Source organism: Fictibacillus arsenicus (assembly GCF_001999465.1).
In the GTDB taxonomy this organism is placed as follows: domain Bacteria; phylum Bacillota; class Bacilli; order Bacillales; family Fictibacillaceae; genus Fictibacillus; species Fictibacillus arsenicus.
This window is the reverse complement of the sequence record NZ_MQMF01000001.1, coordinates 352,292-364,401: the sequence shown is the minus strand read 5'-3', so window position 1 is coordinate 364,401 and position 12,110 is coordinate 352,292. Positions and strand designations below refer to the sequence as shown.

Genomic DNA, 12,110 nt, shown 5'->3' with positions numbered 1-12,110 from the left:
AAAAATCATTTCATACAATAGCACAGCTTTATAAAAAAGGCTATGTATTTTCAATTCCTTACTTTTTTGCAAAAAGTTAAATGAGGTTACACGAGCTTTTTATGTGATACAATACTAATAATGTTTTTTAGTTAATGTATTAAACCTGACAAACACTAGAATGTCAGGGAAATCTCTCGATTGATTTTAGTAGGAGCTGAAAAAGTTTGTCGCGATTACTTCGTGGAACATTGATCTTATCTGCAGCTACATTTTTCTCGAAATTTATTGGATTGATCTTTGTTATTCCATTTGCCAATTTAGTTGAAGAAAAAGGTATGGCTTTATACGGCTATGCTTACATTCCATATACGATATTACTAAGTATCTCTACAATGGGCTTGCCACTTGCGGTTTCTAAATTTGTCTCTAAATATAATGCTTTAGGCGATTTTGCAGCAGGAAGAAGATTGCTCAAATCTGGATTGCTAGTTATGACGATAACTGGCTTTCTAGCATTCCTTATCCTGTATATGCTAGCCCCAGCACTTGCCCATCAGATTATTGATGAACGTGGCGGAAAAGGGAATAGCATTGAAGATATAACCTTGGTTATTCGAATGGTTAGTACGGCTTTAATAATCGTACCATCCATGAGTTTAATCCGCGGGTATTTTCAAGGCTTTCAATCTATGGGACCTACAGCTGTCTCGCAGGTCGTTGAACAGATTGTCAGAATTCTATTCATTCTTATTGCCAGCTTTATTGTAATAAATATTTTAGATGGAGAGACTACAACTGCTGTTGCTTTGTCTACATTTGCCGCAACACTCGGTGCTGTTGCAGGGCTTATTGTCTTAATCTGGTATTGGGCAAAAAGAAAGCCCCATCTGCAAAAAATGTATGATAACAGCAAACCTGTTGCAGATATTTCATTAAAAGATATTTATTTAGAAACGATTAAATATGCGATCCCTTTTATAGCGGTAGGTCTTGCTATACCGCTGTATCAAATGGTTGATCAATTTACAATTATAAATACACTATCAGACTATGGTTATACACAAGAAGAATCAGAGTCTGTTTTCGCGATTATCACACAGATCGCACATAAGCTGGTGATGATTCCTGTATCTCTTGCTACTGCACTTGCACTGACTTTGATTCCTGTCATCACTAAATCATTTACACAAAACAATCAAGATCTATTGCATAAACAGATCACCCAAACATTTCAGATGGTATTGTTTTTAACAGCACCAGCAGCAATTGGTCTAGCTGTGCTGGCATATCCTGCATATGGAGCACTGTTTGGCCTGCCATCAATGGAAACGGGAGGTTTCTACCTTAGGTGGTATGCGCCTACAGCAATTTGGTTTGCGTTATTTACTGTGACAGCAGCAATTTTACAAGGTTTGAACCAGCAGCGTTTTGCCTTTATTAGCTTAAGCGTTGGTTTTTTAGCTAAACTGCTGCTTAACAAACCTCTTCTACTAGTATTTGCCGGAACAGGATCAATCATCGCAACTAATATCGGATATACCTTATCTATATTGTTTAACCTGTATATCATCAAAAAATACAGCGGATTTTCATTTAAATGGGTTTATCGAAGAACGGTCTTAATGACAGTATTTATCGTAATCATGTCGATCGCAGTTGTTGTGATAACGTCACTTTTAGGAAAGCCTGTAACAAGGCTGGATACTATAATAGAACTGACAGTGGGAATTCTTACGGGAGGAGCGGTATACCTCTTCCTAAGTTACCGTTCAGGACTGCTTACAATTATTTTAGGAGACCGGATACGATTTCTTAAACGAAGGAAATAAGGATAACAAAAAAGAAGGCTGATGCAGCCTTCTTTTCCCTTGAATAATACTATTATTTATTTACCTCTTGCTGTTGTTCGTCGTACCACTTAAGCTGATTGCCAATGCTGTAGCCTTCAAGCGGCACTTCGTATTCAAAACCGGCTTTTTCTAATGCTGGCTGAAGATACTCCCGGTATACCCAGCCGCCATGAATGAAGATTCTGCATTGAGAAGGTTTAACATGCTGTTCTAAAGAAGTAATTACTTGATCTGCCCACTCCCTTTTTTCAGAAGTGGATAAATTTTTGATGGACACATTATATGGTTCAATGTATTGATCTTTCGTTAAAAGTCCTTCTTTTGCACTATAAAAGTAGAAATCATCATATTGATTCTGTGCGTATTGAACGGACTTAACGAATAACGGGCTTATGTATAAATCTATAGCTGCCGAAGGGTTTGAAGCTTTTTTCCGTGCAGTTGCTAGAAGACCTATTTTCCTTTTCATTCCAATTCCTCCTATAGTACTAAATTACCCCGTTTATATAAAATTAAATCAATTTTTTACAATAATATAGGAAGAATAGATCATATAACAGGAGGTTCTTATGAGAATTGATAAATGGCTTTCCAATACAGGATTTGGAAGCAGAAAAGAAGTGAAACAATTATTAAAATCTGGTGCAGTTACATTGAATGGAACTGTAATTAAAGATCCGAAAACTCAAGCCAATCCTGATAAAGATCTTGTAGTCGTGCATGGTGAAGAAGTAATTTACAAAGAATTTATTTACTTAATGATGAATAAACCGCATGGTGTTATATCTGCTACTGAAGATTCAAGGCATGAAACAGTAATCGATCTATTAGAACTGGAGGATCAAGGCTTTGAGCCGTTTCCTGTTGGGAGATTGGACAAGGATACAGAAGGACTTCTAATTTTAACGAATGATGGCCAGCTGGCACATTCACTGCTTTCACCTAAAAAACATGTACCTAAAACATATTTTGCAAAAATAAATGGATCTATTCCTGAACATACTTATGAAAAATTTAAAGAAGGTATTGTTTTAGATGATGGCTACCATACGCAGCCTGCAAAATTAAAAATTGTTCAGAACTCAATGGATGAATCAGAAATCTACTTAACCATTACAGAAGGGAAATTTCATCAAGTAAAAAGAATGTTTGAAGCGGTGGACAGAAAAGTCACATATCTTCAAAGGGTCCAAATGGGTAACTTAAAACTTGATGAAACATTGCCAATAGGGACATATAGAGAGTTAACGGATGAAGAACTCTCTCTGCTTTCTGAAAGAGAGAATGTTTTTGAATAAATTATAAGGGGTATCTTCCAATAAAAAGGAGGATGATTCCTAATGAGGTTATATGCTGAAAAAATAATTGGTGCAAAAGCTGAACATGATGCTGCTCCTCTTGATGAACATAAAGTAAACGATATTCTTTTCAACATGTATGATCATCGTTTATGTTATTTTACTTTTACAATTGAAAACAGAAGTCCTGAACGTGAAGAGATGCCAGCCGACCGGCATATGGAATCTGTTGTTGCGGCAACATCAGGTATTGGAACACAAAACACACCTATGACCGGGAGTGCTTATACCGAAACGAATTATAGCGAGGTTAAAGAAACTTACTTTATTCCTTGGCACCAGATCGTAGACATTCATGAAGATAAGCTTGTGTTTGAGGGTAATGAACGGCAAAAGGAAGAACCGATTGAATGCTATTCTTATCTTGCGGTGAAGGATTGGCCAGTAATTGACCAGAGTGGTGAAAAAGTTGGGAAGATTAAAGATCTTGTCATGGATACTGAAAGAAAACAGGCTGTTGGTTTTGTCCTTTCTGAAGGATTCTGGAAAAGTTTATTAGGCCACGACGAAAAATATATGCCGATTACAGGACAGCCAGATTGGAAAACACAAGAGTGGAAAATAGAACGTACTCCTGATTTGCTTCTCAAAAATACACCTGAAGAGTTATAAATAAAAGGGCTGTTTTGCAAACTTTGTAGCTCTTGAAAGTGGTTAATTTCCGCTCCAGGCTGCTCGCTTTCCGGGGGGCGTGCGGTGAGCCTCCTCACGCTTTGCGCCTTAAGGAGTCTCACACCTTACGTTCTAACCAACTTGAAAATGAAGAGAATGAAAAATAACCTAAAAGCCATAATATTTTAGAAATGAACAAATAAAAGAAACAAAAAAGTTCCCGCACTCATTCAGCGGGAACTTTTCTTATGCTTATCCATATATGATACTGATTTGTTTATGATACTTTTACTTTTTTTGCTGTTGTTTCCCACATTCCGCGGGCAGGACTTGTTACTAAATTGTTATAAGAAAGTACATTCAAATCCCTCTGAATTGTTCGCTGCGTAGTTCCAAATTCTTCAACTAATTCTCGTGTTGTTACAGTACCTTTCTTGCGTATAAACAAATACAGGGCTTTCACACGATTCAACATTCTGTCAGTTGAAGGACTCAAAAAACCACTCCTTGTTTAAGTTAGTTGTTAACATACTATATGATAGCAATCAAAAGTTAATGAAGTATGAACGTTAGGTTACAATCTCTTTAATTCGTAAGACCCATCCTTTTAAAAAAGCTCTGTTCTTAGTGAAGATTTTCAGAACCATATAAAAAAGCGAAGAATCCATATCGGTTTCTTCGCTGCGTAAGCCAATTGTTAATAATGTGTGAGTTCAAAAAGATGTCTGTGCGGCTATGCAGCAAAACCTTATAACGAACATATAATCCTCATTTAAGGAATATTTGTCAGTACAGGTAACACACCACACCTCCCATTTACGCATCATTATACACGAAAATCCGAAAATGTCAATGTTGTTTATTTTCCAATACTTTGAAAAAGAACGATAACAAAAAAGAATGATATAAGGTACAATGAAAAAGTTATAAATACCGTTTAGAGTTCGGAGGGAGATATGTGTATATCTTGCAAAAATTTTTCAAGCAGCTAGTTGTAAACAAACTAGGAATTTTCTCCTTTACTTTTTTTATCGTCATTATTTCTTCAATTGTTATGCGCATATTAGAACCGGAAACATTCCCTGGATGGTTTGATGCTTTGTGGTATGTAATGACAACCGTTACGACTGTTGGGTACGGGGATTTCTATCCGGTAAGTGTAGCTGGAAGAATTTACGCAATTTTTATTTTTTTGATTGGAATTGGCATAGCGGGCTTGGCGATTGGAAAATTGGTTGAAGCTTTAGGAGCTCACCGGAAACGTAAGGAGGAAGGAAGGTTGAACTTTAAAGGAAAAGGTCATTTTGTTATTATTGGGTGGTCTGAGAAGGCAAAATATGCGATTTCTGAGATTATTGAAACTCACCCGGAATTAGACATCGTTCTTATCGATCAATTAAATGTAACTCCTATAACACATAAAAATGTACATTACATACAAGGCGATCCTTCAAGTGAATCTGTACTGCTGCAGGCAAATATTAACGATGCTCAATCCGTTCTTGTCTTCTCAGATGATTCTATCCAAGATTCTGCTTTGGCAGATGGGAAAACGCTATTGGTAGTAACATCGGTTGAGCGGCTTAATCAACAAATACATAGTACCGTTGAGATAAAAAAAGAGGAAAATATTAAAAATTTCAGGCATGCTAAAGTTGATGAGTTTGTTTTGAGTCACGAAACCGTTTCTCGAATGGCTGTACGCTCGGCCTTCTCAAGAGGCATTACTGAAATTTATACACAGCTTTTGTCATATAAAGAGGGCGAAAACCTTTTTGAAGTAAGAAAAAAAGGTGAGTGGAAGACATATAAAGATGCTTTTGAAGGCCTTTTGAAGGAAGGGGCCACATTGATCTCTGATGGTAGTGATTTAGGTATAAATAAAAAATTAAATGAACCTATCCGTGAAGATGCAAGACTTTATATAATTTGCAGTAAAGAAGTGTACGAATCTCTCACTTAGACTCTATTTGAAAGGGTGTAACGCGTGTCAAATATTAATTGGACAGAAGAAGTGGAAAAAAGAAAAGAGCAGCTTATGGAAGATACAAAAGGTCTTTTAATAATTCCGAGTATCTTGGATGAAACGAAAGGAACAAAAGAAGCTCCGTTTGGTCCAGAAATTCATCAGGCATTAATGTACTTACTGGACCTAGGAAAAGAAACTGGCATGTCAGCCAAAGATGTTGATGGATATGCGGGACACTTGGAAATAGGAAGCGGAGAAGAATTGGTCGGTATTCTTTGCCATGTGGACGTTGTGCCTGCAGGGGAAGGATGGACGGTCGATCCTTTTGGAGCTGAAATAAAAGACGGAAAGATTTTTGCAAGGGGCGCAATCGATGACAAAGGTCCAACGATGGCTGCTTTTTATGCTATGAAGATTATACAAGAATTAAATCTTCCTTTATCGAAAAGAGTTCGTATGATAATAGGCTGTGATGAAGAGAGCAATTGGCAATGTGTAAGACATTATTTTAAAAATGAAGAAATGCCTGATTTCGGATTTGCTCCTGATGCAGATTTTCCAATCATTAATGCCGAAAAAGGTATCTTTGATGTTGAATTCACCTTATCTGAAGGTAGCGCAAACCGAGATGGCCTTCAGCTCACGTTATTCGAATCTGGTCAGCGTTTAAACATGGTTCCGGATCGTGCTGTTGCGAAAATAAATGGAACCGATCTAGAAAATATCGAAAAAGCATTTGCTAGTTATGCAGAAAATAAGGGAATTCAATATAATTCTTTTATTGAAAACGGGGAATTAACACTAAAGACAGAAGGAAAATCTGCGCATGGCAGCACCCCGGAAATCGGGATTAATGCAGGCTTAGAGCTTGCAGAATTTTTGAACGGATATGCTTTTGCTGGTCATGGAAAAGCGTTTTTATCCCTGCTCGAGGCGGTAACAGGAGAACATACAGGCAATAAGCTAGGAATTGCAGCTGAGGATGAAGCCAGCGGTAAATTAACTGTAAATGCCGGAGTTATGAAGTTTAATTCTGAAGGCGGCAAAATTGGAATGAACATCCGTTATCCGGTTACACATAACAGTGAACAGATTGAAGAGACCCTATTTAAGAGAGCGAAGGATCATAGTTGGGATCTCAGGATCATCGAAAATAATCCTCCAAATTATGTTGATGATAAACACCCTCTGATTAATACACTGCAAAAAGTATACGAAGAACAGACTGGCGAAAAAGGTGAATTGATTGCAATCGGAGGAGGCACTTATGCCAGATCGCTTAATACTGGAGTTGCTTTCGGTGCATTGTTCCCAGGCAGAGAAGATGTGGCTCACCAAAAAGATGAGTATATGTATATTGAAGATTTATTGCGTGCTTCAGCTATTTACGCTCAAGCTATTTATGAGCTGGCAAAATAGGTAAGAAAGAGAAGAGGGAATCATCATGAACAAAACTTTTGATCAAACCTCAATTAGTCTAAAAGGATTTTATTTGCTTTTCTTTTTTGGTCTTGGAAGTTTATTTCCTTTATTGGGTGTTTATTTTAAAGAAGAAGTGGGACTTAGCGGGACAGAAATCGGTACATTGATGTCAATCAGTCCAGTAGTAATGATATTTGCACAACCGCTTTGGGGGATAATCACCGACTTATCCAGACGTCCGAGGTCAGTACTGGGCTTAACCTTATTATTAACAGCTGGATTGGGATACAGTATATTATTGCTGGATTCGTATTTGTGGCTCTTACTGCTGCTCATATTATTCTCATTTATGCAGAGTGCTCTTGTACCTGTATCAGATAGTATATTGCTTAATTATGTTCAAAAAGAGAACAAGCAGTATGGAAACTATCGGCTATTCGGAGCTGTAGGGTTCGCGATAGCGGTATATATCGCAGGAGGACTGGCTGAAACTTTTGGAACACAAGTTATATTTTATATGTTTACAGCTGTTCTTATTCTGTGTATTTTGTTTGTATTTAAAATGCCAAAAGAAAATAAGTCACTAAAAACGGATATGAAAAAGGGTATTGATAAGCTGATAAAAATGCCATCATTTATCATTTTTCTTACAGCTACATTCCTTGTTTTTGGACCGATTTTCGCAAATAACTTTTATTTTGGTTTTTATATCCAAGAAACCGGAGGCACTTTAGCTGGGGTAGGATTAGCTTTTTTATTAGCTGCAGGAAGTGAAGCTCCATTTATGAAATTTGCAGGACTTACGATCAAAAAATGGGGTATGATGCAGATCATGATGTTTGCAGCAGCAGTCTCTGCTGTACGTTGGACGTTCTACTTTTTCGAACCCTCTTTTCCGGTAGTATTAGCTACAACAATTGCACAAGGGTTTTCTGTTGGTCTATTCATTCCAGCAGCTATGGAGTATGTACGAATGTATACGCCTAGTGAAGTAAGAGCGACTGCTGTCTCATTATATTCAGCCGTGGGGAACGGACTAGGTTCTTGGTTCTGCACGTTTGTTGGAGGAATAATTTTTGATAAATACTCCATCTTTTATACGTACCTGTTCTTTGGTGTTCTTTCATTTGCAGGTTTATTGATGGTTATTATTCTCTCAAAAATGGAACAAGAACCCGTTCTTGTACACAGATCTATTTAAAGAACTGTAGATCCTTCTTTGATGAATTTGTACCGCAGTGAAAAAGCACAGCCATTTTACACGGGGTGTCTTTTGCAGGCGGACATTTTTGGATATAATTTATTTTTTTGTTTGGTAGAGAGGGGAAATTGTTCGGTTAAACCTCTTTTTTGTATGGTTAAGGATAATTTTTGTTCGGTTAGCAGCCATTTTTGTTCAGTTCCCAATTTATTTGTTTTTTCACGAAGAAATAATAGAACAAAACTAGTGTTAGAGACATTTAAGCGTTTAAAAAGACATCCCCTTCGTATTCCGGGATGTCTTTTGTATCTCTTATGAATTAAATTGAAACAAATCGCTTGAGAGATATCGTTCGCCTGAGTCACATGTCATGCAGATCACGACCTCTCCCTTTTTTCGTTTCTCAGCAATCTTTAAAGCTGCGAAAACAGCAGCACCAGAAGACGGACCAACAAGGATGCCCTCTTCTGAAGCAAGACGTCTTGTAATGTTATAAGCATCCTCATCATTTACCTGAACAATTTCATCATAGACATTTTGATTTAAGATCGAGGGAATAAAGCCGGGGCTTGTTCCCACGAGCTTATGTTTTCCAGGTTTTCCGCCTGAGAGTACAGGAGATCCTTTAGGTTCTACAACGTGGACGGTTAGGTCAGGAAACATTGATTTAAGCGTTTCACCTGTACCCGTTATTGTTCCGCCAGTTCCAGCGGGTGCAATAAATGCAGTAAATGGTTTCCCTATTTCTTCAATGGCTTCTTTTATTTCAATCGCTGTACTATGTCGGTGGGCATCTGGATTAGAAGGATTTTCGAATTGCATAGGCATGAAGCTGTTAGGAATTTCTGCTACAAGCTCTCTTGCTTTCTTTATTGCTCCAGGCATTTTTTCATCCCCGGGAGTCAGTACTACTTTTGCTCCATAGGCTTTTAATAAATTTATTCTTTCTTCAGTCATGGTATCTGGCATAACGATTATAGATTTATAGCCTCTTGCTGCAGCATTCATAGCTAGACCGATTCCTGTATTTCCGGAAGTAGGTTCAATAATCGTTGAGCCTTCTTTTAAATCGCCTTTTTTCTCGGCTTCAATAATCATATTATATGCAGCTCGATCTTTCAGACTCCGGCTCGGATTATAGTACTCAAGCTTAACGTACACATCTGCACCTTCTGAATGAGGCAAGCGGTTTAATTTAACTACAGGTGTATCTCCAATTAGTTCCGCGATGTTAGTTACGACTCTCATAATTTGCACTCCCTTTTTATTACTCTCATTAGTATAACAAATAATCTATTCGGTAAAAAAGCAGATAGAGGGATACGATTATCTGATAAAATAAATAATGGAAAGCGGTGGATTTTATGGAAAGGCATTTATTTATTGCTCTGGAGCTTCAGGCTGAAGTGAAATCAACACTTGATCAAATGTGCCAAGAAATAAAAAAGGAGCACTCATTTAAAACATGGGTTTACCCTGATGATTATCATATTACACTCGCATTTTTAGGGAAAACATCACGTGATCAATTAAAGAAACTGACTCCGTTATTACAAGAAGCCGTTCAAAAAGATGAAGTTTTTGAATTAAATATTAACCATTTTGGTTTCTTTGGAAACAAAGAGAACCCAAGAATCTTTTGGGCTGGTGTTGAAGAACAGGTTAAATTATATAACCTGCAAAAACAAGTGGCATATTCATGCAAACAAGCTGATTTCATTCTAGAGAAAAGGTCTTACTCTCCGCATATTACGCTCGCACGAAAACTATTGGATTCCTCAACACTGCCTGTTGATTCAGAGAGATGGTGGTATACCTATGGGAGAGAAGTTCAGTTTCTGGCAGAAAATGTTGTTCTTTATGAAACACATTTTGAAAAGCAGCCGAAATATCAAATTTTACAGTCCTTTTCTTTAAAGAGATAAATAGTAAAAGGAGGAGGGGGAAAAATGGCACAACTAGTCAAAATACAAGATTATGTTTCACGTTATGAAAAGAACCTTTATCATTATCAATCTCTATTTATGCGTATTAAAGAAAACCGCAGAAAAAGTTTTAACCCTGATATAAATGAAGAGGACCGGAAACATTTGCATAAGGAATTCAGAAAAATCCTTTTTCAAAACCAAATGAAATGGGCAACTTCTACTGTAAAAGAAGTCTCAAACGTTGATGAGAAATATTTTAGAGACCAGAAGCTGCAATTTCTGACACGGGAAATCCCTGATAATTATTTTTTATTTTATGAGCCTGTATTACGGATTAAAAGTGCTCCGGTTGAACTAGATGTAATCTTAGTGGGCCCAGCAACGATATCACTTATTGTCTGGATGAGCGGTGAAGGGATCTGGCAGGAAGCGGAAAATAAGCGCTTTTGGAAAAATGTCAGCCCTGAACAAAAAGAAACAAGATTAAGTCCTGTTATCAGGCTTGAAAGGATGAACAGTATAATCAAAGGATGGGCTGAACCATATAAAGAACAGCTTTCAATCCAGCAAACAATAATAGCGCCGGATGCATTTATTGATCTTTCAAACGACTGGAGAAAGATCAACTTTGTTGATAAACGGAATTTTAAAGAATGGCATATGCGAATCGTGAATGAACCAGCTCCGGTAAAGAGTCAGCAATTAAAATTTGTTTCAGATATATTAAGTATTGGTGTAACTAATTCTCTATATAGAAAAGATCCTTTAACAAACGAGTCTGAGTTAAGTTTTGAAGGAATTTGATACATATTGTCGAATTGAATGTAAAACAAACAATCGAGGACTCAATCAATGAAAAGATACTTTTTTATAATTAATACAAATAACTCAAAAGCAGTTAGAACATTCAATCGTTTAAAAAAGGAATTAGATAAAGAAGAGATTTCCTATCGAACTTTCTATACAGAGCACAAAGGTCATGCTGTTGAAATAGCAAAGAAAATTATATATATAAACAAAGATTCTATAAAAGCAATTATCGCTGTAGGCGGAGATGGGACCATCCATGAAGTGTTCAATGGGATAAAAGATTATCCTGATATACCTATTGGCTTTATTTCGGGCGGTTCAGGAAATGATATTGTTCGTGTACTTACCAAAAAAATAAAAGGTGTTAAACGCCAAATTGCTTATTTAAAAAGGAAAAGGCTAATCAAAAGTGATGCCGGGATTATTCATATGATCGGAAGAAGCATGAAGGATCAGGTTTTTCTAAGTGCCATCGGAATTGGTCTTGACGGAGAAGTTGCGAAATATACAAATGAAGCCCGTTACAAAAAAGTGCTTCACAAGATGAGGTTAGGGACTTTTGCATACGTTATTACATTGTTTAAAGTTTTGAAATCCTATAAACCAGCTTCTATTGAATTAGACATCGATGGACAGGTTCATACTTTTGACACGGTTTGGCTTGTAGCGGTTGGAAACATGCCCTATTATGGAGGGGGCATGAAAATCTGCCCAGAGGCTCGTTACAACGATGGGAGACTCGATGTTTGTGTTGTACATACTATCTCTTTAACAAAACTTCTTATGCTTTTCATTTCAGTCTTTTGGGGCGGACACGTAAAGGTGCAAGGAGTTTCACAGTTTACCTGCCGTAATATCACAGTGAATACTAATAGACCAGTTGCGATTCATGCTGACGGTGAATATAAAGGAACAACACCAGTTTCCATTGAAATAAATCCTCTGTCTGTACAGATAAAAGTTTAAAATCTATGAATA

General features: G+C 37.1%; 12 protein-coding genes. 9 read left to right on the top strand and 3 right to left on the bottom strand.

All coding sequences use genetic code 11. From position 1 onward, the window contains the following. Positions 1-206 precede the first annotated feature (206 nt). Positions 207-1,811 (top strand): putative polysaccharide biosynthesis protein, encoded by a 1,605-nt coding sequence (locus tag UN64_RS01760; protein ID WP_077359381.1) that lies wholly within the window; start codon positions 207-209, stop codon positions 1,809-1,811. A gap of 52 nt (positions 1,812-1,863) precedes the next feature. Here the strand turns inward: UN64_RS01760 and UN64_RS01755 are convergent, their stop codons facing one another. Beyond that, the gene (locus tag UN64_RS01755) at positions 1,864-2,301 is read right to left on the bottom strand and encodes a DUF6884 domain-containing protein (protein WP_077359380.1); all 438 of its coding nucleotides are present in this window, start codon (positions 2,299-2,301) and stop codon (positions 1,864-1,866) included. 100 nt (positions 2,302-2,401) lie between these two features. Here UN64_RS01755 and UN64_RS01750 point away from each other — a divergent pair, with 100 nt between their 5' ends. Both UN64_RS01750 and UN64_RS01745 read left to right on the top strand, forming a co-directional pair. Continuing rightward, positions 2,402-3,130, top strand: coding sequence for a pseudouridine synthase (locus tag UN64_RS01750; protein ID WP_077359379.1), 729 nt, complete (start codon positions 2,402-2,404; stop codon positions 3,128-3,130). Positions 3,131-3,172: 42 nt separating this feature from the next. Then, positions 3,173-3,802: a PRC-barrel domain-containing protein gene (locus tag UN64_RS01745; RefSeq protein WP_077359378.1), complete on the top strand. Its 630-nt coding sequence runs from the start codon at positions 3,173-3,175 to the stop codon at positions 3,800-3,802. 277 nt (positions 3,803-4,079) lie between these two features. Here the strand turns inward: UN64_RS01745 and UN64_RS01740 are convergent, their stop codons facing one another. Continuing rightward, positions 4,080-4,298, bottom strand: coding sequence for a DeoR family transcriptional regulator (locus tag UN64_RS01740; RefSeq protein WP_066291818.1), 219 nt, complete (start codon positions 4,296-4,298; stop codon positions 4,080-4,082). 462 nt (positions 4,299-4,760) lie between these two features. Here UN64_RS01740 and UN64_RS01735 point away from each other — a divergent pair, with 462 nt between their 5' ends. Genes UN64_RS01735 through UN64_RS01725 form a run of 3 tightly spaced genes read left to right on the top strand, consistent with a single transcriptional unit; the run spans position 4,761 to position 8,394 of the window. After that, positions 4,761-5,765 carry a potassium channel family protein gene (locus tag UN64_RS01735; RefSeq protein ID WP_077359377.1) on the top strand — a complete coding sequence of 335 codons (1,005 nt, stop codon included), beginning with the start codon at positions 4,761-4,763 and terminating at the stop codon, positions 5,763-5,765. 24 nt (positions 5,766-5,789) lie between these two features. Continuing rightward, complete coding sequence (gene pepV / locus UN64_RS01730) at positions 5,790-7,190, top strand: dipeptidase PepV (protein ID WP_077359376.1); 1,401 nt, start codon at positions 5,790-5,792, stop codon at positions 7,188-7,190. A gap of 25 nt (positions 7,191-7,215) precedes the next feature. Then, positions 7,216-8,394 (top strand): MFS transporter, encoded by a 1,179-nt coding sequence (locus UN64_RS01725; protein ID WP_077359375.1) that lies wholly within the window; start codon positions 7,216-7,218, stop codon positions 8,392-8,394. Positions 8,395-8,706: 312 nt separating this feature from the next. Here the strand turns inward: UN64_RS01725 and cysK are convergent, their stop codons facing one another. After that, on the bottom strand, positions 8,707-9,642 hold the full coding sequence (gene cysK, locus UN64_RS01720; RefSeq protein ID WP_077359374.1) for a cysteine synthase A: 936 nt from the start codon (positions 9,640-9,642) through the stop codon (positions 8,707-8,709). A gap of 116 nt (positions 9,643-9,758) precedes the next feature. Between cysK and thpR the strand changes: the two genes are divergently transcribed. Genes thpR through UN64_RS01705 form a run of 3 tightly spaced genes read left to right on the top strand, consistent with a single transcriptional unit; the run spans position 9,759 to position 12,098 of the window. Beyond that, entirely contained in the window at positions 9,759-10,319 is a 561-nt protein-coding gene (gene thpR / locus UN64_RS01715) for an RNA 2',3'-cyclic phosphodiesterase (RefSeq protein WP_077359373.1), read from the top strand. A 24-nt stretch (positions 10,320-10,343) separates the two neighbouring features. Then, a complete protein-coding gene (locus tag UN64_RS01710) occupies positions 10,344-11,126 on the top strand; it encodes a hypothetical protein (RefSeq protein WP_077359372.1) in 783 nt (260 codons plus the stop codon). Positions 11,127-11,174: 48 nt separating this feature from the next. After that, positions 11,175-12,098, top strand: a complete 924-nt coding sequence (locus tag UN64_RS01705) for a diacylglycerol/lipid kinase family protein (RefSeq protein WP_077359371.1) — start codon at positions 11,175-11,177, stop codon at positions 12,096-12,098. Positions 12,099-12,110: the final 12 nt, after the last annotated feature.

Coding starts and splice junctions, on each gene's coding strand:
- UN64_RS01755 (WP_077359380.1), bottom strand. CDS start 2,301: ATGAAAAGGAAAATAGGTCTTCTAGCAACTGCACGGAAAAAAGCTTCA.
- UN64_RS01750 (WP_077359379.1), top strand. CDS start 2,402: ATGAGAATTGATAAATGGCTTTCCAATACAGGATTTGGAAGCAGAAAA.
- UN64_RS01745 (WP_077359378.1), top strand. CDS start 3,173: ATGAGGTTATATGCTGAAAAAATAATTGGTGCAAAAGCTGAACATGAT.
- UN64_RS01725 (WP_077359375.1), top strand. CDS start 7,216: ATGAACAAAACTTTTGATCAAACCTCAATTAGTCTAAAAGGATTTTAT.
- cysK (WP_077359374.1), bottom strand. CDS start 9,642: ATGAGAGTCGTAACTAACATCGCGGAACTAATTGGAGATACACCTGTA.
- thpR (WP_077359373.1), top strand. CDS start 9,759: ATGGAAAGGCATTTATTTATTGCTCTGGAGCTTCAGGCTGAAGTGAAA.
- UN64_RS01710 (WP_077359372.1), top strand. CDS start 10,344: ATGGCACAACTAGTCAAAATACAAGATTATGTTTCACGTTATGAAAAG.
- UN64_RS01705 (WP_077359371.1), top strand. CDS start 11,175: ATGAAAAGATACTTTTTTATAATTAATACAAATAACTCAAAAGCAGTT.